At 67.5% G+C, this 26,516-nt stretch carries 26 protein-coding genes and 1 pseudogene; 14 read left to right on the top strand and 13 right to left on the bottom strand.

Translation table 11 applies throughout. The features are described from left to right. Nucleotides 1–42 precede the first annotated feature (42 nt). Complete coding sequence (locus NF616_RS20565; RefSeq protein ID WP_252275636.1) at nucleotides 43–981, bottom strand: GGDEF domain-containing protein; 939 nt, start codon at nucleotides 979–981, stop codon at nucleotides 43–45. Between the two features lie 242 nt (nucleotides 982–1,223). Then, a complete protein-coding gene (locus NF616_RS20560) occupies nucleotides 1,224–1,883 on the bottom strand; it encodes an alpha/beta hydrolase (RefSeq protein ID WP_252275635.1) in 660 nt (219 codons plus the stop codon). Nucleotides 1,884–2,272: 389 nt separating this feature from the next. On the opposite strand from NF616_RS20560, the gene NF616_RS20555 reads away from it, so the two are divergent. The 4 genes from NF616_RS20555 (at nucleotide 2,273) to NF616_RS20540 (ending at nucleotide 6,464) form a co-directional block, all read left to right on the top strand. Then, the gene (locus NF616_RS20555; protein ID WP_252275634.1) at nucleotides 2,273–3,301 is read left to right on the top strand and encodes an amino acid ABC transporter substrate-binding protein; all 1,029 of its coding nucleotides are present in this window, start codon (nucleotides 2,273–2,275) and stop codon (nucleotides 3,299–3,301) included. Between the two features lie 96 nt (nucleotides 3,302–3,397). After that, the gene (locus NF616_RS20550) at nucleotides 3,398–4,582 is read left to right on the top strand and encodes an amino acid ABC transporter permease (protein WP_252275633.1); all 1,185 of its coding nucleotides are present in this window, start codon (nucleotides 3,398–3,400) and stop codon (nucleotides 4,580–4,582) included. Nucleotides 4,583–4,592: 10 nt separating this feature from the next. Continuing rightward, a complete protein-coding gene (locus NF616_RS20545) occupies nucleotides 4,593–5,690 on the top strand; it encodes an amino acid ABC transporter permease (protein WP_252275632.1) in 1,098 nt (365 codons plus the stop codon). Nucleotides 5,691–5,702: 12 nt separating this feature from the next. Then, a complete protein-coding gene (locus NF616_RS20540; protein ID WP_252275631.1) occupies nucleotides 5,703–6,464 on the top strand; it encodes an amino acid ABC transporter ATP-binding protein in 762 nt (253 codons plus the stop codon). A gap of 113 nt (nucleotides 6,465–6,577) precedes the next feature. Here NF616_RS20540 and NF616_RS20535 read toward each other — a convergent pair whose 3' ends face one another. Then, nucleotides 6,578–7,531, bottom strand: a complete 954-nt coding sequence (locus NF616_RS20535; RefSeq protein WP_252275630.1) for a GlxA family transcriptional regulator — start codon at nucleotides 7,529–7,531, stop codon at nucleotides 6,578–6,580. A gap of 95 nt (nucleotides 7,532–7,626) precedes the next feature. Between NF616_RS20535 and NF616_RS20530 the strand changes: the two genes are divergently transcribed. The 3 genes from NF616_RS20530 (at nucleotide 7,627) to NF616_RS20520 (ending at nucleotide 9,408) form a co-directional block, all read left to right on the top strand. Next, nucleotides 7,627–8,097, top strand: coding sequence for a nuclear transport factor 2 family protein (locus NF616_RS20530; RefSeq protein ID WP_252275629.1), 471 nt, complete (start codon nucleotides 7,627–7,629; stop codon nucleotides 8,095–8,097). Between the two features lie 40 nt (nucleotides 8,098–8,137). Then, complete coding sequence (locus NF616_RS20525; protein ID WP_252275628.1) at nucleotides 8,138–8,410, top strand: GIY-YIG nuclease family protein; 273 nt, start codon at nucleotides 8,138–8,140, stop codon at nucleotides 8,408–8,410. Nucleotides 8,411–8,472: 62 nt separating this feature from the next. Continuing rightward, the gene (locus NF616_RS20520; RefSeq protein ID WP_252275627.1) at nucleotides 8,473–9,408 is read left to right on the top strand and encodes a glutathione S-transferase family protein; all 936 of its coding nucleotides are present in this window, start codon (nucleotides 8,473–8,475) and stop codon (nucleotides 9,406–9,408) included. A gap of 306 nt (nucleotides 9,409–9,714) precedes the next feature. Here NF616_RS20520 and NF616_RS20515 read toward each other — a convergent pair whose 3' ends face one another. Next, nucleotides 9,715–10,050, bottom strand: a complete 336-nt coding sequence (locus NF616_RS20515) for a glutaredoxin family protein (protein WP_252275626.1) — start codon at nucleotides 10,048–10,050, stop codon at nucleotides 9,715–9,717. A gap of 1 nt (nucleotide 10,051) precedes the next feature. Beyond that, entirely contained in the window at nucleotides 10,052–11,059 is a 1,008-nt protein-coding gene (gene yejK / locus NF616_RS20510) for a nucleoid-associated protein YejK (RefSeq protein WP_252275625.1), read from the bottom strand. A 275-nt stretch (nucleotides 11,060–11,334) separates the two neighbouring features. On the opposite strand from yejK, the gene NF616_RS20505 reads away from it, so the two are divergent. Beyond that, nucleotides 11,335–12,927 (top strand): M28 family metallopeptidase, encoded by a 1,593-nt coding sequence (locus NF616_RS20505; protein WP_252275624.1) that lies wholly within the window; start codon nucleotides 11,335–11,337, stop codon nucleotides 12,925–12,927. A 47-nt stretch (nucleotides 12,928–12,974) separates the two neighbouring features. Here NF616_RS20505 and NF616_RS20500 read toward each other — a convergent pair whose 3' ends face one another. Together NF616_RS20500 and yjeH are read right to left on the bottom strand one after the other, a co-directional pair. Further along, nucleotides 12,975–14,306 (bottom strand): TAXI family TRAP transporter solute-binding subunit, encoded by a 1,332-nt coding sequence (locus NF616_RS20500; RefSeq protein WP_252275623.1) that lies wholly within the window; start codon nucleotides 14,304–14,306, stop codon nucleotides 12,975–12,977. Nucleotides 14,307–14,367: 61 nt separating this feature from the next. Further along, complete coding sequence (gene yjeH / locus NF616_RS20495; RefSeq protein WP_252275622.1) at nucleotides 14,368–15,633, bottom strand: L-methionine/branched-chain amino acid transporter; 1,266 nt, start codon at nucleotides 15,631–15,633, stop codon at nucleotides 14,368–14,370. A gap of 120 nt (nucleotides 15,634–15,753) precedes the next feature. Between yjeH and NF616_RS20490 the strand changes: the two genes are divergently transcribed. After that, entirely contained in the window at nucleotides 15,754–16,173 is a 420-nt protein-coding gene (locus tag NF616_RS20490) for an Lrp/AsnC family transcriptional regulator (RefSeq protein ID WP_252275621.1), read from the top strand. 9 nt (nucleotides 16,174–16,182) lie between these two features. Here the strand turns inward: NF616_RS20490 and NF616_RS20485 are convergent, their stop codons facing one another. From NF616_RS20485 to NF616_RS20470, 4 genes are read right to left on the bottom strand one after another with little or no spacing between them, the layout of a single operon-like run. Then, nucleotides 16,183–16,767 (bottom strand): IMPACT family protein, encoded by a 585-nt coding sequence (locus NF616_RS20485; RefSeq protein ID WP_252275620.1) that lies wholly within the window; start codon nucleotides 16,765–16,767, stop codon nucleotides 16,183–16,185. Next, nucleotides 16,767–17,738, bottom strand: a complete 972-nt coding sequence (rlmF, locus tag NF616_RS20480) for a 23S rRNA (adenine(1618)-N(6))-methyltransferase RlmF (RefSeq protein WP_252275619.1) — start codon at nucleotides 17,736–17,738, stop codon at nucleotides 16,767–16,769. Before rlmF ends, NF616_RS20485 begins: the two co-directional genes overlap by 1 nt. A 43-nt stretch (nucleotides 17,739–17,781) precedes the next feature. Next, nucleotides 17,782–18,003 carry a TIGR02450 family Trp-rich protein gene (locus tag NF616_RS20475; protein ID WP_252275618.1) on the bottom strand — a complete coding sequence of 74 codons (222 nt, stop codon included), beginning with the start codon at nucleotides 18,001–18,003 and terminating at the stop codon, nucleotides 17,782–17,784. Beyond that, complete coding sequence (locus NF616_RS20470; RefSeq protein ID WP_252275617.1) at nucleotides 18,000–18,986, bottom strand: NAD(P)/FAD-dependent oxidoreductase; 987 nt, start codon at nucleotides 18,984–18,986, stop codon at nucleotides 18,000–18,002. Before NF616_RS20470 ends, NF616_RS20475 begins: the two co-directional genes overlap by 4 nt. A 207-nt stretch (nucleotides 18,987–19,193) precedes the next feature. Here NF616_RS20470 and NF616_RS20465 point away from each other — a divergent pair, with 207 nt between their 5' ends. The 3 genes from NF616_RS20465 (at nucleotide 19,194) to NF616_RS20455 (ending at nucleotide 22,311) form a co-directional block, all read left to right on the top strand. Continuing rightward, entirely contained in the window at nucleotides 19,194–20,099 is a 906-nt protein-coding gene (locus NF616_RS20465) for a TIGR01777 family oxidoreductase (RefSeq protein WP_252275616.1), read from the top strand. Then, nucleotides 20,096–21,118, top strand: a complete 1,023-nt coding sequence (gene hemH / locus NF616_RS20460; RefSeq protein ID WP_252275615.1) for a ferrochelatase — start codon at nucleotides 20,096–20,098, stop codon at nucleotides 21,116–21,118. The genes NF616_RS20465 and hemH overlap by 4 nt, the downstream gene beginning before the upstream one ends. 134 nt (nucleotides 21,119–21,252) lie before the next feature. Continuing rightward, nucleotides 21,253–22,311, top strand: a complete 1,059-nt coding sequence (locus NF616_RS20455; RefSeq protein ID WP_252275614.1) for a mechanosensitive ion channel family protein — start codon at nucleotides 21,253–21,255, stop codon at nucleotides 22,309–22,311. A 108-nt stretch (nucleotides 22,312–22,419) separates the two neighbouring features. Here the strand turns inward: NF616_RS20455 and NF616_RS20450 are convergent, their stop codons facing one another. Then, nucleotides 22,420–24,942 carry a PAS domain-containing protein gene (locus tag NF616_RS20450; protein WP_434091918.1) on the bottom strand — a complete coding sequence of 841 codons (2,523 nt, stop codon included), beginning with the start codon at nucleotides 24,940–24,942 and terminating at the stop codon, nucleotides 22,420–22,422. A 31-nt stretch (nucleotides 24,943–24,973) separates the two neighbouring features. Between NF616_RS20450 and NF616_RS20445 the strand changes: the two genes are divergently transcribed. Further along, nucleotides 24,974–25,423, top strand: coding sequence for a hypothetical protein (locus NF616_RS20445; protein WP_252275612.1), 450 nt, complete (start codon nucleotides 24,974–24,976; stop codon nucleotides 25,421–25,423). 19 nt (nucleotides 25,424–25,442) lie between these two features. On the opposite strand, the gene NF616_RS20440 is transcribed toward NF616_RS20445, so the two are convergent. Beyond that, on the bottom strand, nucleotides 25,443–25,958 hold the full coding sequence (locus tag NF616_RS20440) for a ProQ/FinO family protein (protein ID WP_252275611.1): 516 nt from the start codon (nucleotides 25,956–25,958) through the stop codon (nucleotides 25,443–25,445). A gap of 479 nt (nucleotides 25,959–26,437) precedes the next feature. Between NF616_RS20440 and NF616_RS20435 the strand changes: the two are divergent. Then, nucleotides 26,438–26,516: pseudogene (locus tag NF616_RS20435) on the top strand (hydrolase); the annotation flags it as partial.

Raw genomic sequence — 26,516 nt, 5'->3', positions numbered from 1 at the left:
TGCGATGGCGGCTTCGCCGGCCGCTTTGGCGTGACGGCCCGATCAGCCGAACAGGCGGTTGCGGCCTTGCTGCTTGGCCTTGTACAGCGCGGCGTCGGCGCGGGCGATCAGGCTTTCCAGGCCGTCCCGGTCCTGCATCTGCGCCATGCCGAGGGAGACCGTGACGCCCGGCAGGATGCCCACCGGCGAATAGAAGGAGCCGATCTGCTCCAGGCTCTGGCGCAGGCGCTCACCGATGGTGCGTGCCTCGGCCGCGTCCAGTTCCGGCAGGAGGATGACGAACTCCTCGCCGCCGTAACGCACCAGACTGTCCTTGGGGCGCAGCTGGTTGCGCAGGGTGTGGGCCACCAAACACAGGGCATAGTCGCCGGCCAGGTGGCCGTGCTGGTCGTTGTAGGCCTTGAAGTGGTCGACATCGAGCATGAGCATGCTCAGCGGCTGGCCGTTGAAGGCGCAGCGGGTGCTCTCGCGTTCGTACACGTGCTCCAGCCAGCGGCGGTTGAAGCAGCCGGTGAGGATGTCGACGTTGGCGTTCTGTTCGCTGTCGAGAATCAGCCGGTTGCCCTGGCGCACCCGGTCGCAGAGCAGCCTCAGCAGGTTCTGCATCATTTCCGGCGACTGGTTGAACAGCTTGATCAGCGACTCGCGGTGCAGGCGCAGGACCAGCGATGGCTCGGTGGCGACCACATAGGCCGAGGGGCGATCGTTGTCGATGAAACTGATCTCGCCGGCGCAGTCGCCCGGCCGCAGGGTGATGACCGGCTGGTTGTCGAGGGAGCCGAGATAGACCTTCAGCTCACCCTCGAGCAAGAGGTAGAGGTGCTGGTTGCGGTTGAAGGGCGAGAGCAGGATCTCGCTGGCCTCCAGCTCGCAGGCGCGAAATTCCTGCAGCAACAGCTGCAGGCTGCTGGCGGCGATGTTCTGGAACAGGCGCAGCCGGCTGATCTGCTGGATATCTTGCTGCCAGTGGGCGTTTTTCATTGCGAGAACGAATGACCTGTCTGGCGGTGGATAAGGGGCATCGCTTAACACTCCCTGTCGTTAGGGCGAAACACCAAACGGCGAACATATGTCCGCCCTCGTGACCGGTGCAATCCTCGGTCCGGAGACGCCCGACCAGCGGTCGCAAGGGCTGGACGGGCCTGCGCACGACGTCACAGGACGGGCGTTTGCCATCGCCGTGCGGCGTGCCCGGTCGGCGTCTCGATCGCTTTATGACAGCGTCAGCCACGCAGGCGTTGCAGCAACCATGCGGCGATGTCGTCGATTTCCTCCGCGACCACCTCATGGGCCATGGGATATTCGCGCCAGTCCACCGGCACGCCCTGGCTCGCCAGCGCATCGTGCGCGGCGCGACCCATGAAGGACGGCACCACGTCGTCCTGGCTGCCATGCAGGCAGAGGACCGGCAGGGATTTGCGGGCGTCGTCCAGTTGCAGCGGCTCGCCGAAGGTCGGCGCGTAGGTCGACAGGGCCAGCAGTCCGCCCAGCGGACCCTGCCAGCGCAGGAATGCGGTGTGAAACACCACCGCGCCGCCCTGGGAGAAGCCGGCCAGGATGATCCGCGCCGGATCGATGCCGCCGTCGCGCTGCGCCTCGATCAGGCCGATCACCGTCTGCGCCGAGGCCTCCATCTGGTCCTTGTCGATCGCCCGTGCAGGGCTCATGGCGAGGATGTCGTACCAGCTCGGCATGGCCCAGCCGCCGTTGATGGTCACCGCTTGGGTCGGCGCCTGCGGCAGGACGAAGCGGGTGCCCGGCAGTTTGCGCTGGAGCATCTGCGCCACCGGCTCGAAGTCGTAACGATCGGCCCCCAAACCGTGTAACCAGATGACGCAGGAGTCGGCCGGCTGGGAGGGCTCCACTACTAAGGGTTGTTGCATGAATGCCTCTTTTTGGTGCGCTTTGTCGGGTTTGGTGCGGCGCCTCTGTTCGGCGATGGCGGATCACTTAACAAGATGTCGCACTACTAGAACTTTACCTATTGACCGGTCGTCAATCGGGCTCGGTCGTGAAACTGGTACGGCCCTTGCTGTACTGGTCCTGTCCGGCGGGGGCCGCTCCGCTGCGGAAAGCCGGACGATCTGCTCGTCTCCTTTCTGTAAGACCTACGGAAATGAAAGGGTCGTTCGCCGCTCTGCGGAACGGCAACTAGACTCCTTTCAGGTTCGCACCCCGGTTGATCCTGCCATGGTGGCGGGATCGAACGTGCCTCACAAGGGTACGGCGGCAGGACCGAGACCCGACCAAACAAGAACACTTGGAGGTTTTGATGAAGATGGTGAAATCCACCCTGGCAGTACTGACCACGGCTGCGGTTCTCGGTGTGAGCGGTTTCGCTCAGGCCGGTGCGACCCTGGATGCGGTGAAGAAGAAAGGCTTCGTGCAATGCGGTATCAGCGACGGCTTGCCCGGTTTCTCCTACGCCGACGCCAAGGGTAACTACCTGGGGATCGACGTGGACGTGTGCCGGGCCGTGGCTGCCGCCGTATTCGGCGATGCTTCCAAGGTCAAGTACAGCCCGCTGACCGCCAAGGAGCGCTTCACCGCGCTGCAATCCGGCGAAGTCGACATGCTGTCGCGCAACACCACCTGGACCAGCTCCCGCGATGCGGCGATGGGCCTGAACTTCACCGGCGTGACCTACTACGACGGTCAGGGCTTCCTGGTGAACAAGAAGCTCGGCGTTTCCAGCGCCAAGGAACTGGACGGCGCCACCGTGTGCATCCAGGCCGGTACCACCACCGAGCTGAACCTGGCCGACTACTTCCGCGCCAACGGCCTGAAGTACACCCCCATCACCTACGACACCTCCGACGAGAGCGCCAAGTCCCTGGAGTCCGGCCGTTGCGACGTGCTGACCTCCGACCAGTCCCAGCTCTACGCCCAGCGCATCAAGCTGGCCGCGCCGGACGACTACGTGGTCCTGCCGGAAGTGATCTCCAAGGAGCCCCTCGGCCCGGCCGTGCGTCAGGGTGACGAGGAGTGGTTCGACATCGTGCGCTGGTCCCTGCTCGCTCAGCTGAACGCCGAGGAACTGGGCATCACCTCCGCCAACGTCGAAGAGATGGCCAAGTCCACCAAGAACCCGGACGTCGCCCGTCTGCTGGGCGCCGAGGGTGACTTCGGCAAGGATCTGAAGCTGCCGAAAGACTGGGCGGTGAAGATCATCAAGCAGGTCGGCAACTACGGCGAAATCTTCGATCGCAACGTCGGTGCTGGCAGCGAGCTGAAGATCGAGCGTGGCCTCAACGCCCTGTGGAACAAGGGTGGTCTGCAGTACGCACCGCCGGTGCGCTGACCGCCGTGCCATCGCCCCCCTGTGGGGCGATGGTGTTTCTGATTCAGAGAACTCCGCGCCGCAATTCACGGGCGCGGAGTTTCCATGAGGGCCGCTATGCAAAATCCCGCCACTATTTCGCGCCCGCGCGCGTCGGTCTGGACCGACCCGCAGGTGCGCGGCTGGCTATTCCAGATCATCGCCGTCATCGCCGTCGTGGCGATCGGCTGGTACCTGTTCCACAACACCCAGCACAACCTCGCCCAGCGCGGCATCATTTCGGGCTTCGGCTTTCTCGATCAGAGTGCCGGCTTCGGTATTTCTCAGCACCTGATCGATTACACCGAAAGCGACAGCTACGGCCGCGTCTTCGTCATCGGCCTGCTCAACACCTTGCTGGTCTCGGCCATCGGCATCGTGCTGGCCACCATCCTCGGCTTCATTCTCGGCGTGGCGCGGCTGTCGCCGAACTGGCTGATCAGCAAACTGGCCACCGTCTATATCGAGACTTTCCGTAACATCCCGCCACTGCTGCAGATATTCTTCTGGTACTTCGCCGTGTTCCTGCCGCTGCCCGGTCCGCGGCAGAGCCTCAACCTCGGCGACACCTTCTTTCTGAGCAACCGAGGCCTGAACATGCCTTCGCCGAACATGGCGGAAGGCTTCTGGCCGTTCCTGATCGCCGTGGTGGTCGCCCTGGTGGCGGTCTGGGTGCTGGCGCGCTGGGCGCTGCGGCGCTTCGAGGCCACCGGGCGGAGCTTCCCGACGCTGATCACCAGCCTGGTGCTGATCGTCGCGCTGCCGGGCCTGGCCATGCTGGTGTTCGGCGATCCCTTCCACTGGACCGTCCCGGAGCTGAAGGGCTTCAACTACCGCGGCGGCTGGGTGCTGATTCCCGAACTGATGGCGCTGACCCTGGCGCTGACCGTTTACACCGCGGCCTTCATCGCGGAGAACGTGCGTTCCGGCATCCAGGCGGTGAGCCACGGTCAGACCGAGGCGGCGCGCTCCCTAGGCCTGCCGGCGGGCAAGACGTTGCGTCTGGTGATCATCCCCCAGGCCCTGCGCGTGATCATCCCGCCGCTGACCAGCCAGTATCTGAATCTGGCGAAGAACTCGTCGCTGGCCGCCGGCATCGGCTATCCGGACATGGTCTCGCTGTTCGCCGGCACGACCCTGAACCAGACCGGTCAGGCCATCGAAGCCATCGCCATCACCATGAGTGTGTACCTGGCCATCAGCATCAGCATCTCGATCCTGATGAACTGGTACAACAAGCGCATCGCGCTGATCGAGCGGTAAGGAGAAGCGCATGGAAGTCCATCAGTTCCGTCCCAGTCTGCCGCCGCCCCGCATGAGCGTGGGCGTCGTCGGCTGGCTGCGATCCAACCTGTTTTCCAACTGGTTCAATACTCTGTTGACCCTGCTGGCCATCTACCTGGTCTGGCTGATCGTGCCGCCGCTGCTGAAATGGGCGGTGTTCGAGGCCGACTGGGTCGGCACCACCCGCGCCGACTGCACCGGCGAGGGCGCCTGCTGGGTGTTCATCAAGGAGCGCTTCAGCCAGTTCATGTACGGCTTCTACCCGGCCGAACTGCGCTGGCGCGTCGACCTCACCGTGTGGCTGGCGGTGATCGGCGCAGCGCCACTGTTTGTCTCGGCGATGCCGCGCAAGGCGCTGTACGGCGCGGCGTTTCTGGTCATCTACCCGCTGCTGGCCTTCTGGCTGCTGCACGGCGGCTTCCTCGGCCTGACCGAAGTGGAAACCAGCCAGTGGGGCGGCCTGATGCTGACCCTGGTGATCGCCGCCGTCGGCATCGCCGGCGCGTTGCCGCTGGGCATCGTGCTGGCGCTGGGCCGGCGCTCGAAGATGCCGGCGATCCGGGTGATCTGCGTGACCTTCATCGAGTTCTGGCGCGGCGTGCCGCTGATCACCGTGCTGTTCATGTCCTCGGTGATGCTGCCGCTGTTCCTGCCGGAAGGCCTGTCCTTCGACAAGCTGCTGCGCGCCCTGATCGGGGTGATCCTGTTCCAGTCCGCCTACATCGCCGAAGTGGTGCGTGGCGGCCTGCAGGCCATCCCCAAGGGCCAGTACGAGGCGGCCGCGGCCATGGGCCTGGGCTACTGGCGGATGATGGGTCTGGTGATCCTGCCGCAGGCGCTCAAGCTGGTGATCCCGGGCATCGTCAACACCTTCATCGCCCTGTTCAAGGACACCAGCCTGGTGATCATCATCGGCCTGTTCGACCTGCTCAACAGCATCAAGCAAGCCACCACCGACCCGGCCTGGCTGGGCATGGCCACCGAGGGCTACGTGTTCGCCGCCCTGGTGTTTTGGATTTTCTGTTTCGGCATGTCCCGCTATTCCATGCGCCTGGAGCGCAAGCTGGACACCGGCCACAAGCGTTAGGAGTCATTGACCATGACCGAAGTTAAGAAAGAAGCCGCGGCCGAGCCGATCATTCAGCTGCAGGGCGTGAACAAGTGGTACGGGCAGTTCCATGTGCTCAAGGACATCAACCTCGACGTGCAGCAGGGCGAGCGCATCGTCCTCTGCGGCCCGTCCGGTTCCGGCAAGTCCACCACCATCCGCTGCATCAACCGCCTGGAGGAACACCAGCAGGGGCGCATCGTCGTCGACGGTACCGAGCTGACCAGCGACCTCAAGCACATCGAGGCGATCCGCAGCGAAGTGGGCATGGTGTTCCAACACTTCAACCTGTTCCCGCACCTGACCGTGCTACAGAACTGCACCCTGGCGCCGATGTGGGTACGCAAGATGCCCAAGCGCAAGGCCGAAGAGATCGCCATGCACTTCCTCGAGCGCGTGCGTATCCCCGAGCAGGCGCACAAGTACCCAGGCCAGCTCTCCGGCGGCCAGCAGCAGCGTGTGGCCATCGCCCGCGCCCTGTGCATGAAGCCGAAGATCATGCTGTTCGACGAGCCGACCTCGGCCCTCGACCCGGAAATGGTCAAGGAGGTGCTGGATACCATGATCGGCCTGGCCGAAGACGGCATGACCATGCTCTGCGTGACCCACGAGATGGGCTTTGCTCGCACCGTGGCCAACCGGGTGATCTTCATGGACCGTGGTGAGATCGTCGAACAGAATGAGCCCAACGCGTTCTTCGACAACCCGCAGAACGAGCGGACCAAGCTGTTCCTCGGGCAGATCCTCCACTGATCTGGCCGCGGTAAGAAAAAGGGAGCCCTCGAGGCTCCTTTTTCATGGGTCGCGTACAGGGTGCTATGGCAGTCCATGGCGCACCCTGCGGTTTGCGGGGTGCACCTGGCGCCCTACATCGGCTGGCGCAGGCGCTTGCGAAAGGCCCCGGGCGTCTCGCCACACAGTTGCTTGAACAGCTTGGCGAAGGTGGCGCGGTCGGCGTAGCCGACCTGGGCGGCGACCTGTTCCAGCGAGCGCGCCGGGTTGCGCAGGGCGCTCTGCGCGGCGCTGATGCGCAGGCGCTGCAGGTAGTCATTGGGCGTCAGGCCGGTGGCCGCCTTGAAGCGCCGCAGCAGAGTGCGGGTGGAGCAGTTGGCGCGTTCGGCCAGCAGCGGCAGGTCGATGGCCTGGGCGTGGTGCTGCTGCAACCAGCGCAGCAGCGGGGCAATCAATGGGTCGTCCTGCCCAGCCATCGGCAGCAGCGGGGCGAAGCGGCTCTGCCCGCCGCGCTCACGCTCCACCACCAGAGCGCCGGCCACGCGCTGGGCCAGCCAGTCGCCGCCATGCACGGCGATCAGGTGCAGGCACAGGTCGAGGCCGGCCTGGGCGCCTCCGGAGCAGAAGCGGTTGTCGTCCTCGGTGAACAGCGCATCGATCTGCAGGCGCACTCTGGGAAAGCGCTGGCGGAACTGCTCGGCCAGGGCCCAGTGCGTCGTGGCGCGGCGGCCGTCCAGCACTCCGGAGGCAGCCAGCAGGCAGGCGCTGCTGCACAGGCTGGCCAGTTGTTGGTGCTGCGGGCGTGCGGCCAGCCAGGCGAGCAGGGCGGCGTTGTGCTCCAGGGTGCGATCCAGCGCGCTGCCGGTGGCGGGAATCAGCAGCAGGTCGGCACGCTCGGCCAGGCTCAGATTGCCGTCCACCCGCAGCTGCGCGTAGCCCAGCTGCACCGGCTGGCCATCGAAGCTGATCCGCTGCAGCTCGAACAGCGCCTCACCGGCCAACTGGTTGGCCAGGCGGAAGGCGTCGTCGGCCATGCTCAGGCTGGAGAGCACGGTCTGCGGGCAGGTATAGAGGGCGATGCGGATCATTTGGCGATTATGGCCACAAAGTTGTCTGTATCGCCAATCGCCGGCGGTGTTAGCCGCGGCCATACTTCGCCCATCCCAACCCAGAGCGTGTTGCCATGGCCCACCCCAACGCCGAACTGATCGACCGTTTCTACCAGGCCTTCCAGCGCCAGGACGCCGAGGCCATGGCCGCCTGCTACGCCGACGATGTCGAGTTTTCCGACCCGGTGTTCCGCGACCTCAAGGGCACGGACGCCGGCGACATGTGGCGCATGCTCTGCGCCCGCGCCAAGCAGTTTTCCCTGACCTACGAGGTGCTCGAAGCGGACGACGAAAAGGGCCGCGCGCGCTGGGTGGCTACCTACCTGTTCAGCCAGACCGGGCGCATGGTGGAGAACCATATCGAGGCCAGCTTCCGCTTCGTCGGCGGCAAGATCGTCGAGCACCGCGACCGCTTCGACCTGTGGCGCTGGTCCCGCCAGGCCCTGGGCGCCAAGGGCGTGCTGCTCGGCTGGCTGGCGCCGGTGCAGAACGCCATCCGCAAGCAGGCCATGGGCGGGCTGCGCGCCTGGCAGGCCGGACGCTGACTGGCGTAAGCTCGGCGGCCCCGCATCCTGCTGCCGAGCCATGACCGATACACCTCCCGCCAAGCCCTGGTTTGTCTATCTGGTCCGCGCCGAGAGCGGCGCGCTCTACTGCGGCATCAGCGACGATCCGCAGCGGCGCTTCGAACAACACCGCAGCGGCAAAGGCGCGCGCTTCTTCCACGCCAGCCCGGCCCGTGCACTGGTCTATGTCGAGTCCTGCGTCGACAAGCGCGCGGCGCTGCGCCGCGAGATCGCCATCAAGCGCCTGAAGAAGGCGGCCAAGGAAGCGCTGATAGTCGCCGCGCCGGGGTAGGCCGCGGCGCCGGCTGCGGCTAAGCTGCGGCCTCGCATTCCAATAAGCAGCGGAGACCCGCCATGTCCGAACTGATCCTGCACCATTACGACGCCTCGCCCTTCGCAGAGAAGGCCCGCCTGATGCTGGGCTACAAGCAGCTGTCGTGGCGCTCGGTGGAGATTCCGCGGGTCATGCCCAAGCCCGACCTCACCGCGCTCACCGGTGGCTACCGCAAGACGCCGGTGCTGCAGGTCGGTGCCGACATCTACTGCGACACCGCGTTGATCGCCCGCCGCCTGGAGGCCGAGAAGGCTACCTCGGCGCTCTTCCCGGAAGGCCATGAACTGACCGCCGCCAGCTTCGCCCAATGGGCCGATGCCGTGGTGTTCCAGCATGCCGTGGCCCTGGTGTTCCAGCCGGAATCCATCGCCGTGCGCATGGGCAAGCTGCCGCCGGCCGCGCAGCAGGCCTTCGTCGCCGACCGCGCCGCGCTGTTCTCCGGCGGCAGCGCCACCCGCCTGCCGCTGGAGCAGGCCAAGCTGCAATGGCCGGTGCTGATGGCGCGCCTGGAACAGCAACTGGCACGGGAGGAGGGCGACTTCCTGTTCGGCGAGGCGTCGGTGGCCGACTTCGCCATGGCCCATCCGCTGTGGTTCCTCAAGGGCACCCATGTCACCGCGCCGCTGGTCGATGACTACCCGGCGGTCAGCGCCTGGCTCGGTCGCGTGCTCGGCTTCGGTCATGGCGCGTCGAGCACCCTAAGCGCCGAAGAGGCCATCGCCATCGCTCGCGACGCCACGCCGGCGGCGCTGCCGGAGCGGGATTTCGGCGCATCGCTGGGCGTTGCCAAGGGCCAGCAGGTGAAGGTGGCGGCGACCGATTACGGTGTCGACCCGGTGCAGGGCGAGCTGCTCTGTGTGGCCGAGGAATCGATCATCCTGCGACGCGAGGACGAGCGCGCCGGCACCGTCCACGTGCATTTCCCGCGCCTGGGCTTCCGCATCGAGGCCTGCTAAGCGGCGTGCCGCGTGCGCCGGGTCGGCGCGCGCGGCAGGGGTGGTGCGCACGGCGCACCCTAGGCGACGCGGCGCATTCGCAGTCCGCGCCCGGTTGTGGCAAATGGCGATGGTGTCGAGCCGCTTTGTAGGGTGCGCTGTGCGCACCGCGCAGAGGGTTGGTGCGCGCGGCGCACCCTACGACGCCGGGCCCGTCCGAGCCCGCATGTACGGCGAGGGCTCTAGTGTCGCGCCGCTTTTGTGGGGTTCGCCGCACGCACCATGCGGAGACTCGGTGCGCATGGCACACCCTGCTCGGATGGCGGGCTAGCGCAGCGCGGCCTTGATGCCCTCGGGGTCGTAGCCGCGCACCAGCGTGTCGCCCACCGTCAGCAGCGGCACGCCCTGACCACCCAGCGCCTCGTAGGCGCGGCGGCCTTCGGCGGACTTCTCGATATCCAGCTCGGTATACGCAATGCCTTCCTCGGCGAGGAAGCTGCGGGTCTTGGCGCAATAGCCGCACCAGCTGGTGGCATAGAGCACCACCGGCGCATCCGCGGCGGCCATCCGCGGCGTCGGCCCGAGGCCGAGGAAGGTCTCGATGCGGTCCCAGTGCTGCCAGGCGGCGAACAGCGCCAGCAGCACGAATAGCCGTTTGCCCATGTCAGTCCTTGCGACGCTTGAGCTGGTCCTTCAACTGGGTGGGGACCTGGCGGATGATCAGCATGTCGCGCGCCTCGTCGTACTCGATCTTCGAGCCCAGCAGATGGGCTTCGAAGCTGATCGACAGGCCCTCGGCGCGGCCGGTGAAGCGGCGGAACTGGCTGAGGGTGCGCTTGTCCGCCGGAAATTCCGGGGCCATGCCATAGTCCTTGTTGCGGATGTGCTCGTAGAAGGCGCGCGGGCGGTCCTCGTCGATCAGCCCGGAGAGTTCGTCGAGGGTGATCGGCTCGCCGATCTTGGCCTGGCTGGTGGCGTAGTCGACCAGCGTCTCGGTCTTGGCGCGGGCCTGCTCCTCGGCCATGTCCTCGCTCTCGACGAAGTCGCTGAAGGCCTTAAGCAGGGTGCGCGTCTCGCTCGGCGCGTCGACGCCCTCCTGGCAGCCGATGAAGTCGCGGAAGTAGTCCGAGACCTTCTTGCCGTTCTTGCCCTTGATGAACGAGATGTACTGCTTGGAGTGCGCGTTGTTGCGCCACTCGGAGATGTTGATGCGCGCCGCCAGGTGCAGCTGGCCGAGGTCCAGGTGCTTGGCCGGCGCCACGTCCAGCGCGTCGGTCACCGCCACGCCCTCGCTGTGGTGCAGCAGGGCGATGGCCAGGTAGTCGGTCATGCCTTGCTGGTAATGGGCCAACAGCACGTGGCCGCCGGTGGACAGGTTGGATTCCTCCATCAGCTTCTGCAGCTGCTCCACGGCCTGGCGGCTGAAGGCGGTGAAGTCCTGCTCGTCGTCCAGATAGGCCTTCAGCCAGCCGCTGAACGGATAGGCACCGGATTCCTCGTGGAACAGGCCCCAGGCCTTGCCCTGCTTGGCGTTGTAGCTCTCGTTGAGGTCCGCCAGCAGATTCTCCATGGCCTGCGACGCGGCGAGTTCGGAGTCGCGGGCGTGCAGCACGGCGGGTGAGCCGTCGGGCTTCTTGTCGATCAGGTGGACGATGCAGTGGCGGATCGGCATGGGTATCGGTCTTCGGTGATTCGCGGGAAACAGGGCGAGGAGTCTACCCGACTCCGTTCGCAGGCGGGTCGCCGGCGCCTCGAGTGATGGCTTTGTGCCGTTATCTTCGGTGAACTGCCGCAATTTTTCGACGAAAAGATCTGCCACCGCTTCGCTTGCCCGGCGATGCGGGTCTACTGTCCATGCGTCCACACGACGCAGTAAAGGGACGGTCCGCGGCCGCGCCACAAGCGCTGTCGCATCCATTTGCTCCAAATACGGATTGGAGAAAACCCATGCACTACAAGAAGAAACTGCTGTTCGCCTCGCTTCTCGCCACCGCTGCCTCGCCGGCCCTGGCCACCCAGGACTTCTCGCAACTGTTCGACAAACTCTGGAGCCCGAGCCGCATCGGCCCGCTGGAGTGTCGCGCCGGCCTGCTCAACAGTTCGCCGCTGCTGCTACCGCGCTGCATGCAGGTGGAGAACACCCAGCAACACCTGCAGATGCTGCACGACGTGGCCCAGGCCAACGGCGGCAACCGCGCCGCCGGCCTGCCGGGTTACGACGGCTCGGTGAACTACGTGAAGGAGACGCTGGAGCGCGCCGGCTACCGCGTGACGCTGCAGGCCTTTCCCTTCAGCGCCTTCTATCCGCAGGGCCCCGGCCTGCTGCAGACGGTGGCGCCGGCGCCGGGCGAATACGAGTGGGAGGTGGACTTCACCTACCTGTCGCAGACCGATGCCGGTGACGTGACCGCGGCCGTGGCGCCGGTGGACATCGCCCTCGGTGCCGGCAACACCTCCACCAGCGGCTGCGAGCCGGAAGACTTCACCGGCTTCCCCGCAGGCGCCATCGCGCTGGTGCAGCGCGGTGCGTGCGACTTCCGCATCAAGGCGGAGAACGCCGCCGAGGCCGGTGCCGCCGGGGTGGTGATCTTCAACCAGGGCGACACCGAGGACCGCAAGGGCCTGCTCAGCGCCACCCTGGGCGACGCCTACGCCGGTGGCATTCCCGTGCTGTTCGCCACCTACGATGTCGGCGTGAGCCTGGCGCAGACCGCCGAGCTGCAGTTGCGCATGGTCACCGACGTGGTGCGCGAGCGCACCCAGACCCACAACCTCATCGCCGAGACGCGCCACGGCAATCCGAACAACGTGGTGATGGCCGGCGCGCACCTGGATTCGGTGTACGAGGGTGCGGGCATCAACGACAACGGTTCGGGCAGCGCCGCGCTGCTGGAGATGGCCGTGCAGCTGCGCAAGGTGCGGCCGAACAACAAGCTGCGCTTCGCCTGGTGGGGGGCCGAGGAGTCGGGGCTGGTGGGCTCGACCCATTACGTGACTCAGCTGCCGCCGGAAGAGAAGGCGAAGATCAAGGCGTACCTGAACTTCGACATGATCGCCTCGCCGAACTTCGCTTACTTCGTGTATGACGGCGACGGCTCGGACTTCGGCCTGGAAGGCCCGCCCGGCTCGGCGGCCATCGAGAAGCTGTTCGAGGAGTACTACGCACTGCGCGGGCTGCCGTCCGAGGGTGACGAGATCACCTTCCGCTCCGACTATGCACAGTTCTTCACCGACGGCATCGCGTTCGGCGGCCTGTTCACCGGAGCCGAGGTGCTGAAGACCGAGGAGCAGGCGGCGCGCTACGGCGGCACTGCGGGCATCGCGCTCGATCCCTGCTACCACCAGGCCTGCGATGGGCTGAACAACATCGATGCCCGGGCGCTGGAGATCAATGGCGATGCCATGGCCTTCGTCACCAGCTGGCTGTCGCATTCGACCAAGGCGATCGACGAGATCGAAGCCGGCCAGGCCGGCCCGACCCTGAAGCGCGCCGCCAAGGCCTACGACATCACCCACTGGGGCAAGCACTGGATCAAGTGATCCACGCCTGACCCGAGGCCCCGCCAGGCATTGCCCGGCGGGGCTTTTTATTGGGCCGCAGCGATGGCCCGGCGGCGCTGCACCGCGTGCAGGCGCTCGATCATGTAGCGCAGGTGCATGTGCAGTTCGTACAACTCGCTGGAGTACGACAGCGGCACTTCGACCCGGGCCAGCTCATCCTCCAGTTTCTCCAGGCGCGCGATCTCGGCGCCGATATCGCCATTCAGGCTGCCCTTGTACAACTGCTGGTCGATTTCGCGCAGGTGCTTGTACCAGCGGTAGATCCGCGCGCGGATGCGCCACTGGTAGATCGGGCCGATGGCCTTGAACAGCGGGAACAGCAGCACCAGCAGCGGGATGGCGAGGATGATGTAGCGGTCGGCCAGCGAGGCGATGCGGAACGGCAGGTAGCGCTGCAGGATCGGCAGGCCCTTGTCGTAGTAGTACTCGGCCTCGTCGAGCGTGCGCAGCGACAGCGGCGGCCTGGCCGGGTAGCTGCCGGCCGGATCGAGCAGGCTGCCGTTCTTCAGCACGGTCCTGGCCGCCTCCAGAATCAGCGGGGTCAGGGACGGGTGGAAGCTCTCGCCGGCCACCAGCGTGGCGACCGGGCCGAGGGTGACGATGTCCTGGTCGGGAGTGTTTTGCGCCATGTCCAGCATGCCTTCGCCCACTTCCAGGCGGCTCAGGTAGGGCAGTCGCGCCAGATAGGCCTCGGTGCGGCGCAGGCTGACCAAGCGCAGCCCGGGCTCGGTGGCCAGGCGCTGGATCAGCGCATTCTCCGCCGGGCCGACGAAGAACGCGGCGTCCAGCTCGCCGGCCGTCAGCGCGTCGGCCGCCCGGCTGCCGCCGATCTGCTGCCAGCGTTCGGGGTAGTCGGCGGCTTCGATGCGGTTGGCGGCCAGCAGCGCCGCGGTCACCGCCTGGGTGCCGCTGTCTTGCGAGCCGATGGCCAGGCGCAGTTCACGCAGGTCGGCCAGGCGCTCAAACTTCACGTCAGCGCCGGTGAACAGCCACAGCGGCTCGCGGTACATGACGCCGAGCCCGCTGAGTCTGTCCCGCTGCTCGTCGTCCAGCGTCAGCTCCTGTCCGCTCTGCACCAGGGCCAGCTCCACGGCGCCTTGGCCCAGCTTGGCCAGGTTGTCGCGCGAGCCCTGGCTCGGCACCAGCTCCAGCTCGAAGCCCTGCAAGGCGAGCTCGTCGCGCAGCCGTTCGGCGAAGGCGTGGTAACCGCCGCCGGGCGCGCCGGTGGCCATGCGCGCGTGCATCGGCGGCGGCGGGGCGACGAAGTAGAACAGCGCGCCGACCAGGGCGGCCAGTACCGGCACGATCCACAGGTTGGCGAGGATGAGGATTTTCAGGTCGCGGAGAATGCGGCGCATGGGCGGTCCTTCTGGCTATCTCCCGGCAGAGGATAGCCGCGCGAGCGCGCGCATTCACCGCTCAGCCGCGTGGAATGAGCGGCGTGGCGCGTCGCGCGTGCCAGTGCCCAAGCACGGCGAAGCCGGCGAGCAGGGCCAGGGCGTAAAGCGCCTCCAGGCCCAGGGCCGCGAGTACCAGCAGGCAGAGCAGCGTGCTGAAGCCTGCGATCCAGCGCCAGAGGCCGCGCAACAGCACCCAGCCGGCGGCCATGCTGAGCAGGTAGACGACGATGAAGTTGCCGTTGGCGTAGCGGATCAGGTCGTCCACCGACAGCTGCATCACCGCGGCCAGGGTGGCGCACAGGCAGCAGCTCACTACCACCACCAGCAGGGCGCGGGCCGGTACGCCGTGACGGTTGAGCGGGGCGAGCGAGGCGGGCAGCTTGCCCTCGTCGGCCAGGCTCCAGATCAGCCGGGCGAAGCCCTGCACATAGACGTTCATCGAGGCGAAGCAGGCCAGGTAGCCCACCGCCGCCACCAGCCAGCGCGCCTCGTCGCCCAGCAGCATGTGCATCAGCCGTGGCAGCGAGGCGGCGTCGCTGTGCACGTCGCCGTACACGCCGAAGCTCAGCACCGCCACCGAGAAGGCCCAGTACACCAGGCCGGCCAGCAGCACGCCGAGCAGCAGGGCCAGGGGGAAGTCGCGCTGCGGGTGCTTGAATTCCTCGCCCAGGTGGGTGAAGGCCTCGATGCCGACGAAGCACCAGAACATCACGCCTAGCGCCGCGGGGATCAGCTGCCAGGAGCCGTCGATCTGCGGCAGCAGCGGCTGGCTGGCCAGCGGCAGGTCGCCGACCCACCAGACCAGGCCGACCGTGCCGAGGATCGCCAGGGCGATCAGGCCCTGTACCACCCCGCTGGCGCGGGCCGGGCGCTGGCCGAGCAGGAGCATGGCGCCGAGGGTGACGAACTGGATCAGCAGCGCCTCGACCTTGCCGATCGGCAGCACCGCCTGCCAGAAGCCGATGGCGATGTTCAGCGCCGCGGGCAGGCCCACCGGCAGCACGGCGAGGAACAGGAAGGCGATCAGCCGCTCCATGCGTGCGCCGAAGGCCCGGCCGATCAGGTGCGGCGCGCCGCCGGCATGGGGGAAGCGCTTGCCCAGCTGGGCGAAGGTGAAGGCCACCGGCAGCACCAGGGCGATGAGGATCAGCCAGGCCCAGAGCGAGGCGTCGCCGGCGGCGGTGGCGGCCAGGGCGGGCACCACGAAGATGCCGGTGCCCAGCAGCGAGGTGCTGAGCAGCGCGACGCCCTGCAGCAGGCCCAGTTCCTTGTTCAGCCGGCTCATGTTGTATGCTCGCTCGGTTTCGATCCCGCCATGTTAAGCGCGCCGTCTGCAGCAGGTCGCCGCCGATCGCCGGCAAAGTGGCGGATTCCTCCGTCAAACCGCCTGCCGCCGAGAATCACCGTGGACAAGTTCGATCGTCAGATCATCGCCCTGCTGCGCCAGGACGCGCGCACTCCCGTCAGCCAGATCGCCCGCGAGGTCAGCCTGTCGCGCTCGGCGGTCGGCGAGCGCATCCGCCAGCTGGAGCAGGACGGGGTCATCCGCGGCTACCACGCCCAGGTGGTCGACCCGGCGGGCGGCGGGGTGAAGGCCTTCCTCGAGTTGTTCTATCAGAACAGCCGCTGCCAGGACTATGTGGACCGCATGCGCGCGTTCCCCGAGATCCGCCAGTGCTGCGGCATCAGCGGCGAGACCGACATGCTGGTGCAGGTCGAGGCGGCGAGCATGGCGCGCCTGGCCGAGATCCGCGGCGCCATCGAGAGTTTCCCCGGCATGCTGCGGGTGAAGACGCACATGGTGGTGAGCGAATGGGCGATGTGAGTCAGCGGCTCAGTCCTGCTCCAGCCTGATCTGCCCGCGGCCCAGGTCCGCCAACTGGCGCGCTGCCTGTGCCAGGCGCTCGGCGGGCAACGCCAGGCGCAGCTCGGCGCCCTGGGCGTCGAAACGCTCCTCCTCCAGCACCGCCTGCCAATCCGCCAGGCGCGCCTTGACCCGCGCCAGCTCGGCGAAGGGCACGTGGCAACGGGCGGTCACCCGCGCGATCAGCTCGATCCGCTCGCCGCCCTGCAGGCACTTGGCCGCGCCGCCACCATAGGCGCGGGCCAGGCCGCCGGTCCCGAGCTGGATGCCGCCGTACCAGCGAATCACCAGCACCATCACGCGGTCGCAGTCCTGGCCCTCAATGGCGGCCAGGATCGGTCGGCCGGCGGTGCCGCCGGGTTCGCCGTCGTCGCTGAAGCGGTATTGATCGCCGCAGCGGAAGGCCCAGCAGTTGTGCGAGGCGCCCGGGTCGCGGTGCCGTTCGATGAAGGCCAGCGCCTGCTCGGCCGAGTCGACGGGCGCGGCCAGGGCGAGGAAGCGGCTCTTGCGAATCTCCTCGCGATACTCGCAGGAGGCGGCGAGGGTGAAGGCCATCAGCCTTGCAGCCAGGCGCGCCGCGCGGCGACCTCGAGGAAGGTCCAGGCGACGAAGCGGCTCTGCTTGTTGCCCTGGGCCATGTCCACGCGGCGCACCTCCAGCGCCCCGGCCTGCTTCAGCGCGGTCTCCAGGGCCGGCAGGTTGGCGGCCTTGGACACCAGGCTGCTGAACCACAGCACCTGGTCGGCCACCGTCGCGCTCTCGCGCGCCATGCGCCGCAGGAAGGCCGCCTCGCCGCCCTCGCACCACAGCTCGTTGCTCTGCCCGCCGAAGTTCAGGGCCGGCAGCTTGCGCTTGGGGTCGAGCTTGCCCAGGTTCTTCCACTTGCGAGTGCTGCCGCTGGCAGCCTCGGCCGCGGAGGCGTGGAAAGGCGGGTTGCACAGGGTTAGGGCGAAGCGCTCGCCGGCCTCCAGCAGGCCCTGAAAAATGTGTCCGGGGTCGGCCTGGTGGCGCAGCTCGATGGCGTCCTGCAGACCGTTGGCCTGGACGATCGCCTTGGCCGAGGCCAAGGCCACCGGGTCGATGTCCGAGCCGAGGAAGCGCCATCCGTAGTCGAGGTGGCCGAGCAGCGGGTAGATGCAGTTGGCCCCGGTGCCCACGTCCAGCACGCGCACCGCCTTGCCCCGGGGAATCACGCCGTCGCCGCTCTCGGCCAGCAGGTCGGCGAGGCCGTGCAGGTAGTCGGCGCGGCCGGGCACCGGCGGGCACAGGTAGCCGGGCGGGATGTCCCAGTGGCGGATGCCGTACAGCTGGCGCATCAGCGCGCGGTTGAAGACCTTCACCGCCTCGGGATCGGCGAAGTCGATGCTCTGCTTGCCGTAAGGGTTGAGGATGACGAAGCGGCCCAGCTCGGGACTGGCCTCGATCAGCTTGGGAAAGTCGTAGCGCCCCTGGTGGCGGTTGCGCGGGTGCAGCTGACCCTTGGCGACGACCTGGGGCGGGCGGGGAGGCTGGGTTTTCTGACGCATGGCGGGCGGTTCGGCGGGCGGGGCGCGCATTGTCCCACAGCCGCTACTTCCAGCCCATCTGCCAGCGCTGCGGGTCCTGCAGGCGGCGCCAGTCGAGGCGCTCGCTGCGGCCGGTGAGCACGGCCTGCAGGTCGACCTCCAGCAGCCGGCCAGCGTCATCGTGGTGCAGTTCGGTCACCAGGAAGTGACGCTCGCGGTTTTGCGGGGCGCGCGCCGTCCATTTCGACAGCAGCAGCTTGCGCGGGTTGATCCGCGTCGGTGTCACTGACGGTGCTCCAGCAGGCGCCGCGCGGCCTCCTGGCCGCTGAGCCAGGCGCCCTCCACCCGGCCGGACAGGCACCAGTCGCCGCAGGCGTACAGGCCCAGGTCGGCATCCGCCAGCGCGCCCCACTCGTGGGCGCTGGCCGGGCGGGCGTAGAGCCAGCGGTGGGCCAGGCTGAAGGCCGGAGCGGGCAGGGCGCAGCCGATCAGCTCTGCGAAAGCCCCATGCAACTGTTCAATCACCGCCTCCTTGGGCAGGTCCAGGTGCTGCTTGCTCCAGGCGCTGGTGGCGTGCAGCACCCAGGTGTCGCAACCGCCATCGCGGCCCGGCTTACTGCGGTTGCGGGCCAGCCAGTCGAGCGCGCCGCCCTGCACGAAGCAGCCCTGCACGGCGGTCTCCAGTGGAGTGGAGAAGCCCAGGGCCACGGCCCAGGTCGGTTCCATGATCACGCTGGCGGCGGCGCCGGCCAGCTTCGGTGCGGCGGCCAGTAGGTTGGTGGCCTGCGGCGCGGGCGTGGCGACGATCACGCTGCTGTAGGGGCCGTGGCTGTTGCCGTCGGCATCCTGCAGGCCCCAGTGCTGCTCGCCGCGGAACACCTCGGTGATGCGGCAGGCGAAGTGCACCGGCAGGGCGCCGAGCAGGGCGCGGCTGATGGCGCTCATGCGCGGCGTGCCTACCCAGCGCACCTGCTCGTCCGGCGAGGGCAGCAGGCCGTTCTGGTTGTAGTGGTAGAGCTGCGGATCCCACTCGGCGACCCAGCCGCGGGCCTGCCACTGCTGGACCACCTCGACGAAGCGGCGGTCGCGGGCGGTGAAGTACTGGGCGCCGAGGTCCAGCGCGCCGGCGTCGCTGCGCTTGCTGGCCATGCGTCCGCCGCTGCCGCGGCTCTTGTCGAACAGCTCGACCTCCAGCCCTGCCGCATGCAGGGCCTGGGCGGCGGAGAGGCCCGCCAGGCCGGTACCGATAATCGCGATGGGTGCGTTCATGATGGACCTCGTTTCCCGGAGCCAGTCGCTTCTCGGAGCGATATCACCGCCGGCTACAGGTTGGACACGGGTGGACGAACATTGGTTGTACCCGTCTCGCGCCTCGGCGCGAGCGTGTCAAAACTGGGACGGCGGCCCGGGCGGAAAAAGGCACGCCGCACCGTCATGATTCAGACTAGGGGGAGAACCCCACGCGAGGAAAATGCCATGCACATATTGCTGACCGGCGGTACGGGGCTGATCGGTCGTGCGCTCTGCCGCCACTGGTTGCCGCAGGGGCACCGGCTGACGGTGTGGAGCCGCACGCCGGAAAAGGTCGCCGAGCGCTGCGGCGCGGGCGTGCGCGGCATCGGCCGGCTCGAGGACTACGGCGACGGCCCGCTGGACGCGGTGATCAACCTGGCCGGCGCGCCTATCGCCGACCGCCCCTGGACGCACAAGCGCAAGGCGCTGCTGTGGGCCAGCCGCATCACGCTCACCGAACAGCTGCTGGCCTGGCTGGAGAGCCGCGACGCCAGGCCGCAGGTGCTGATCTCCGGTTCCGCCGTAGGCTGGTATGGCGACGGCGGCGAGCGCGAGTTGCAGGAGGACAGCCCGCCGGTGGTCGAGGACTTCGCCGCCCAGCTGTGCGGCGCCTGGGAGGAGGCCGCCCAGCGTGCCGAGACGCTGGGCCTGCGCGTGGTGCTGCTGCGCACCGGGCTGGTGCTGGCCAGGGACGGCGGCTTTCTCAAGCGCCTGCTGCCGCCGTTCCGCCTGGGCCTGGGCGGGCCGATCGGCAATGGTCGGCAATGGATGCCCTGGATTCATCTGCAGGACCAAATCGGCCTGATCGATTTTCTCTTGCAGCGGGAAGACGCCAGCGGTCCCTATAATGCCTGCGCGCCGCAGCCGGTCCGCAACCGGGCCTTCGCCCAGGCGCTGGGCCGGGCGCTGCACCGGCCCGCGTTGCTGCCTCTACCGGGGCCGCTGTTGAAGCTGGGCCTGGGCGAGCTGTCCGGGCTGCTGCTCGGTGGGCAGAAGGCGATACCGCAACGCGCGCTGGCCGCCGGCTACGTATTCCGTTTCACCGACATCGACTCGGCCCTGGCCGACCTGTTCAAGGACACCGCATGACCGACCATGCCCTGCTGTTGATCAACCTGGGTTCGCCGGCCTCCACGGAGGTTTCCGACGTGCGTCGCTACCTCAACCAGTTCCTCATGGACCCCTACGTGATCGACCTGCCGTGGCCGGTTCGCCGCCTGCTGGTGTCGCTGATCCTGATCAAGCGCCCGGCCGAGTCGGCGCACGCCTACGCGTCGATCTGGTGGGACGAGGGCTCGCCGCTGATCGCCCTCAGCCGCCGCCTGCAGCAGGCGATGGTGCCGCATTGGCCGCACGGCCCGGTGGAGCTGGCCATGCGCTACGGCGAGCCGTCCATCGCCGGCGTGCTCACGCGCCTGGCATCCCAGGGGGTGCGCCAGGTGACGCTGGCGCCGCTCTATCCGCAGTTCGCCGACAGCACTACCACCACCGCGCTGGAAGAGGTCCGTCGGGTGGCGCGGGAGCAGAACCTGCCGCTGCGCTTCGCCACCCTGCAGCCCTTCTACGACCAGCCCGAATATCTGGATGCCCTGGTCGAGAGCGCCAGGCCCCATCTGCAGCAGGACTACGATCATCTGCTGCTGAGTTTTCACGGTCTGCCCGAGCGGCATCTGCACAAGCTCGACCCCAGCGGCCACTGCCTGAAGGGCGCTGAGTGCTGCAAGACCGCCTCGCCGGAGGTGCTGGCCCGCTGCTACCGCGCCCAGTGCCTGCGCAGCGCCGAGCTGTTCGCCGAGCGCGCCGGGGTGCCGGCGGGCAAGTGGTCGGTGTCGTTCCAGTCGCGCCTGGGCCGCGCCAAGTGGATCGAGCCCTACACCGAGGCGCGCCTGGACGAGCTGGGCAAGGCCGGGGCGAAGAAGCTGCTGGTGATGTGCCCGGCCTTCGTCGCCGACTGCATCGAGACCCTGGAGGAGATCGGCCAGCGCGGCCAGGAGCAGTTCCGCGAGGCCGGCGGCGAGGAGCTGGTGCTGGTGCCGTGCCTGAACGACCACCCGCGCTGGGCCGAGGCGCTGAAGACGCTCTGTGAGCGAGCGCCGCAACAGCTGTGAACGAGACGGGGCTGAGGCCCCGTTTCCATGTGCGGGCCCGCGCAACGATGCGCGCCCGCGGCCAACTCCCGTGAACTTCTCCCGGCCAGGCCCGCCAAAAATGACTCGTGCCTAGCCAACAAGGGAGACACCCGATGAAGTTGTATTCCAGCCTCGACATGGCGTTCGTCAGCCAGGTGCTGCTGGTGATCGCGGCGACCGTCATCGGCTTCGGACTGCTGCGGTTTCTGATCGGCTCGCTGCGCAAGCGTCTGGCCGACGGCACCAGCCGCTGGGCCCGTTACGCCTCGGCCATCGCCCACAGAACCAGCAACCTGCTGCTGTTCGTCTTCTCGCTCATGCTGGCGCTCAAGCTGGTGGAATTGCCCGCCAGCTGGGAGGCGGCGCTGGCCCATGGCTGGTTCGTCGTGCTGGCCTTGCAGGTGGCGCTCTGGCTCGACGCCTGCGTGCGCCTGTGGACGCGGGGCATGGCCGCGTCGCGCTTCGGCGGGGTGCAGAATCCGGTGATGGCGACGATCATCTCGGTGGTGATCCTGATCGTCGTCTGGGCGGTGATGCTGCTGTCGATCCTCGCCAACCTGGGCGTCGACATCACCGCGCTGATCGCCAGCCTCGGCGTCGGCGGCATCGCCGTGGCGCTCGCCGTGCAGACCATCCTCAGCGATGTCTTCGCGTCGCTGTCCATCGGCTTCGACAAGCCGTTCGAAATCGGCGACTTCGTGGTGTTCGGCAACGTGGCCGGCACCATCGAGCACATCGGCCTGAAGACCACGCGCATCCGCAGCCTCAGCGGCGAGCAGATCGTCTGCTCCAACACCGAGCTGCTGAAGCAGACGCTGCACAACTACAAGCGCATGAACACCCGGCGCATCGTGTTCCAGTTCGGCATCAGCTACCGCACCCCGGCGGACAAGGCCAAGGCGGTGGCCGACCTGGTGCGGGACATCATCGGCAAGCAGGGCGACGCCAAGTTCGATCGCGCCCACTTCTTCGCCTTCGAGGAAAGCCGGCTGCTGTTCGAGGTCGTCTACATCATGCAAACCTCCGACTACAACCGCTACATGGACGTGCAGCAGGCGATCAACCTGGAGCTGCTGGCGGGGCTCCAGGCGCTGGACGTGGAATTCGCCTTCCCGGTGCGGGAACTGCGGGTAGCCGAGGACACGCTGGAAGCTTTCGCCAAACCGTCCTGATCGGGCAGGCCTCGACTATCCAGCCTGGTGCGGGGGCCGTGTGATTACCGAGGCGAGGAAGCCAGGCGAGGCAGGAGACGCTCTGCAGGCCTCCCACGGTCGATTCGACTAGGCGATCACCAGTTCGCGCACTTTCGCCACCAGTGCGTCGATCGTGAAGGGCTTGGTCAGCACCTCCATTCCCGGGCCGAGGTGCCGAGGCTCGAAGACCTCCTGTTCTGCGTAGCCGGTGATGAACAGGGTCTTCAGGCCGGGGCGCAGCTCCCGACCGGCATCGGCCATCTGCCGGCCGTTCATGCCGCCGGGCAGGCCGACATCGGTGATCAGCAGGTCGATGTGCACGTCCGAGCGCAGCACCTTGAGCCCGGCGAGGCTGTCGGCCGCCTCGATCAGGGTGTAGCCCAGGTTGCCCAGCGCTTCCGTGAGCAGCATGCGCACCGTGGGCTCGTCGTCCACCACCAGAATGGTCTCGCCGGTTTCCGCGCAGGCGGACGGGTTGCTCCCGGCTTCCGTTTCGTCCTTCGCCGCATCGCCGTGGTAGCGCGGCAAGTACAGGCTCACGGTGGAGCCGTTGCCCAGCTCGGACTGGATACGCACCTGTCCGCCAGATTGCTGGGCGAAGCCGTAGATCATCGACAGTCCGAGACCCGTGCCCTGGCCGATGGGTTTGGTGGTGAAGAACGGATCGAAGGCCTTGGCCATGATCTCCGGCGTCATGCCCACGCCCGTGTCGGTCACTGCCAGCGACAGGTACTCGCCCTCGCGCAGGTCGAGCGCGCGGGCGGCCTCCTTGTCCATTCGCCGGTTCGCCGTCCTGACCTGGATGGAGCCACCCTCGGGCATGGCGTCGCGGGCGTTGAGGCAGAGATTCAACAGCGCGTTTTCCAGCTGGCTCGCATCGACCAGCGCCGGCCACAGCCCGCTCGCGCCGGAGGTCTCGACGCGGATGCTCGGCCCCACGGTGCGCTGGATCAGCTCGGCCATGCCGGCGATCAGCAGGTTCACGTCGGTGGGCCGCGGGTCGAGCGTCTGCCGGCGGGAGAAGGCCAGGAGCCGGTGGGTCACCGCCGCCGCGCGCTTGGCCGCGCCCTGGGCGGTAACGATGTATTTCTCGATGTCCTGCCAGCGCCCCTGGGCGATGCGCAGGAGCGTCAGATCGAGGGCGCCCGAGATGCCCGCCAGCAGGTTGTTGAAGTCATGGGCCAGGCCGCCGGTGAGCTGGCCGACGGCCTCCATCTTCTGCGACTGGCGCAGCTTTTCCTCGGCCTGCATCAGTTCGGCCGTGCGGTCGGCGACACGCTGCTCCAGCGTCTCGTTGAACGCCCGCAACGCGGCGATCGCCCGGTCGCGTTCGGCTTCGACGGCGCGCCGCGCCTCGACATCGATGAGCACGCCGGGGAAGCTTAGCGGGCTGCCGTCTTCGGCCGGCTCCACGCGCCCATTCGCCTCGATCCAGTAGTAACGGCCGTCCTTTCGGCGGACCCGGTACTGATGGGAATAGGTGCCGCCGCGGGCGATGGCCTCGTTGATCGCGGCGAACAGTCCGTCCCGGTCTTCGGGGTGCACGGTGGCGGTGATCTGCTCCAGGGTGAGGCCGTCACGCCCAAGCGCGGGGTCCAGGCCGAATGCCTCGGTGAAGGGCTTGTCGAGCGTGAAGCTGTTGCTGGGCAGATGCCAGTTCCAGGTGCCGATGATGGCGCCGGCCGCCAGTGCCAGCTGCATGCGCTCGGCATTCTCACGCGCCAGCGCCTCGCTGACGCGCAGGCGCTCCTCGGCATTGCGCCGCTGGGTGACGTCGCTGAAGATGATCGCGATCTGCCGTTCGGCCGGCTCGCCGATGCGCACCGCGCGCACGTCGAACCAGCGCTCGAAGGCCTTGGCGTAGTTCTCGAATCGCGCGGGCTCGCCGGTCTTGGCCACGTGTCCGTAGGTCTCGAACCAGAAGCGCTCCAGGTCGGGCGCGAACTCGGTCACCCACTTGCCGCGCAGGTTCACCCCGGCCTCGCGCTCGAAGGCCGCGTTGGCCTCGACGAACCGGTAGTCCACCGGCTCGTCGCGCTCGTCGAACTTCACCTGGACGATGGCGAAGGCCGCCTCGGTGGTCTCCAGCACCGTCCGGAAACGCTCTTCGCTGCGCAGCAGCGCCGCTTCGGCGGTGCGCATCTTGGTACGGTCGAGCATAGCGCCGATCATGCGCGTCGCGCGGCCCTGCGCGTCGCGGATCACGTGTCCGCGGTCGAGCACCTCGGCATACGAGCCGTCGTGGCAGCGAAAGCGGTAACCGTCCGACCAGGCCGTGCCGCTGCCTTCGATCACGGCATGGATGGAGTCGCTGATACGTGCCCGGTCATCGGGATGAATCTGTGAGAGCCACCAGTCGCCTGTGGGCTCGACACTGTCGAGAGGGTGGCCGTAGGCGCGCTCCAGGGCGTCGTTCCAGAGTACGTGGTTGGCGAGCAGGTCCCAGTCCCAGATGGCATCGTTGGTCGCCTTGGCGGCGAGGCGATAACGCGCCAGTGTCTCTTCGAGCGCGCTCGTGGAGGGATGCTGGGGATCGATGCCTGCGGTTTCGAGCGCCGTGCGCAGGCGAGTGACCTCGGCTTCCAGCTCTTCTCGGGTTAGGTTGTTCAACGCTAAGTGCTCGTGTTGCTGCGGTGGACCGGTGGCCGTCGGTCTTGCCCGCATCAAAGCAAAGTCCGCGCGGGTTTGCACGGATGAACTTCGCTCCCGGCAGCACATTTTTGCCACGCTCCTGGTCGAGGTTGGGCATCCGGGGAGCTATATCGGCGGTGTATTCGGCGCGCGTTTCATGCAGCAGACGGCGGCCTGCGGCGACAGGGGCTGGCTGGCCAATGTCGAGTTGCGCTACGCGCTGACCGGTGCGTGGCGGCTGGTGGCCTTTGCCGATCACGGCGAGGCTCGGCTGAATATCCCGAGCCTGACCTACGACACCGCTCCGCGCCGCCTGTCGGCGACAGGTGTGGGCGCGAAATGGTCGACCGCGACATGGCACGTCAGCGCGCTGGCGGCTTGGAAGCTCGGCGACCATCCGGCGCAGAGCGATATCGAGCGCCAGCCGCGCATCTGGGCACAGCTCGCCTACAGGTTCTAAACGTGCGGCCGACTCGCACTCACTCCGCGGGCTGTTCCCCCGCGGTATCGGCGGCGGGAGCCTCGGCGGGCGTCTTCGCCTTTGGCTTGGACTGAGCACGTCGCGCCTGGACGCGCTGCCGGTTGGCCTGCTGCTTCGCATACTGCGCCTGCGCCGCCGTCACGGCGCCGACGGGCTGGCCGTTCAGGTCCAGGCGCGGCGCATTCTCCGTCATGCTCGCCCAGTAGCGCTGGCCGCGGCACCAGCTGGCGATGCCCAGCTTGAGCTGTTCGCCGGTGATGCCGAGCAGCTCCAGGTGCTGCTCGGCATCCTTGAGAATGCCTTCCTTGAGCGGAACCTTGGGGGCCGGGTTGACCGGGAAGGCCAGGGGGAAATGCTTCTGCAGCCGCCAGATCGCCTCCACCGCCGGGTCCTGCTCGCGGGGCTTCGCCTGCGCCGAAGGCTTACGCTTGCGCGGCTTCGGACTGTCGGTCTTTACCTGCTCTTTTTCGGCCCGCAGGCGGTCACGTAACTCAGCTAGTTGCTCAAAACCCATCGTTGTATTCGCAGCTTCGTGGTTGATTCGTGGCGCAAGGGTATCCCACGGCGCCTTTTGAAGCAGCCTATTCAGGCGGACGGCACGATCCAGGCGGGCGAGCGCGACGCTCCGCCCGCTCGCCGGCCCGCATGGGCGAGTGTTCCATGGCCGATAGAAGCTATGTCCGGCCTCAGCCCTCGCGCGCCATTCATTCCGACTCATTTGCTCGCAGTTCGGCGCTGAACGGCCGAGCGGGCGGGAATACCTGGGAATGCTCTTCCACTCCTGCTTCGTCTCAGATGATCGCTCGCCGCGAGGAGCCGATAGCCGTGGCGCATACAGATCGTTCTCCAAATAGAACGCTAGAGGCGATTTTCGCAGTCTGGCGCGTCAAAGGCCTCGAATTTAATCTTTCTTCCATGCAGTGACGTACTGCGAAACAAGACTGACTCACCGGCCCCGCCGGCCACCATTGAAAACAAATCGAGGATTTCACCATGACCAACGCCACCTACAACCGCCTGGACAAAGACAACGCCGTCGTTCTGCTGGTCGACCACCAGGCCGGTCTGCTGT

This window comes from Pseudomonas subflava, assembly GCF_023823685.1.
GTDB lineage: Bacteria > Pseudomonadota > Gammaproteobacteria > Pseudomonadales > Pseudomonadaceae > Aquipseudomonas > Aquipseudomonas subflava.
Note: the sequence above shows the minus strand (reverse complement) of the source record. Positions and strands in the feature narration are given on the sequence as shown.

Coding starts and splice junctions, on each gene's coding strand:
- NF616_RS20565 (WP_252275636.1), bottom strand. CDS start 981: ATGAAAAACGCCCACTGGCAGCAAGATATCCAGCAGATCAGCCGGCTG.
- NF616_RS20560 (WP_252275635.1), bottom strand. CDS start 1,883: ATGCAACAACCCTTAGTAGTGGAGCCCTCCCAGCCGGCCGACTCCTGC.
- NF616_RS20555 (WP_252275634.1), top strand. CDS start 2,273: ATGAAGATGGTGAAATCCACCCTGGCAGTACTGACCACGGCTGCGGTT.
- NF616_RS20550 (WP_252275633.1), top strand. CDS start 3,398: ATGCAAAATCCCGCCACTATTTCGCGCCCGCGCGCGTCGGTCTGGACC.
- NF616_RS20545 (WP_252275632.1), top strand. CDS start 4,593: ATGGAAGTCCATCAGTTCCGTCCCAGTCTGCCGCCGCCCCGCATGAGC.
- NF616_RS20540 (WP_252275631.1), top strand. CDS start 5,703: ATGACCGAAGTTAAGAAAGAAGCCGCGGCCGAGCCGATCATTCAGCTG.
- NF616_RS20535 (WP_252275630.1), bottom strand. CDS start 7,531: ATGATCCGCATCGCCCTCTATACCTGCCCGCAGACCGTGCTCTCCAGC.
- NF616_RS20530 (WP_252275629.1), top strand. CDS start 7,627: ATGGCCCACCCCAACGCCGAACTGATCGACCGTTTCTACCAGGCCTTC.
- NF616_RS20525 (WP_252275628.1), top strand. CDS start 8,138: ATGACCGATACACCTCCCGCCAAGCCCTGGTTTGTCTATCTGGTCCGC.
- NF616_RS20520 (WP_252275627.1), top strand. CDS start 8,473: ATGTCCGAACTGATCCTGCACCATTACGACGCCTCGCCCTTCGCAGAG.
- NF616_RS20515 (WP_252275626.1), bottom strand. CDS start 10,050: ATGGGCAAACGGCTATTCGTGCTGCTGGCGCTGTTCGCCGCCTGGCAG.
- yejK (WP_252275625.1), bottom strand. CDS start 11,059: ATGCCGATCCGCCACTGCATCGTCCACCTGATCGACAAGAAGCCCGAC.
- NF616_RS20505 (WP_252275624.1), top strand. CDS start 11,335: ATGCACTACAAGAAGAAACTGCTGTTCGCCTCGCTTCTCGCCACCGCT.
- NF616_RS20500 (WP_252275623.1), bottom strand. CDS start 14,306: ATGCGCCGCATTCTCCGCGACCTGAAAATCCTCATCCTCGCCAACCTG.
- yjeH (WP_252275622.1), bottom strand. CDS start 15,633: ATGAGCCGGCTGAACAAGGAACTGGGCCTGCTGCAGGGCGTCGCGCTG.
- NF616_RS20485 (WP_252275620.1), bottom strand. CDS start 16,767: ATGGCCTTCACCCTCGCCGCCTCCTGCGAGTATCGCGAGGAGATTCGC.
- rlmF (WP_252275619.1), bottom strand. CDS start 17,738: ATGCGTCAGAAAACCCAGCCTCCCCGCCCGCCCCAGGTCGTCGCCAAG.
- NF616_RS20470 (WP_252275617.1), bottom strand. CDS start 18,986: ATGAACGCACCCATCGCGATTATCGGTACCGGCCTGGCGGGCCTCTCC.
- NF616_RS20465 (WP_252275616.1), top strand. CDS start 19,194: ATGCACATATTGCTGACCGGCGGTACGGGGCTGATCGGTCGTGCGCTC.
- hemH (WP_252275615.1), top strand. CDS start 20,096: ATGACCGACCATGCCCTGCTGTTGATCAACCTGGGTTCGCCGGCCTCC.
- NF616_RS20455 (WP_252275614.1), top strand. CDS start 21,253: ATGAAGTTGTATTCCAGCCTCGACATGGCGTTCGTCAGCCAGGTGCTG.
- NF616_RS20440 (WP_252275611.1), bottom strand. CDS start 25,958: ATGGGTTTTGAGCAACTAGCTGAGTTACGTGACCGCCTGCGGGCCGAA.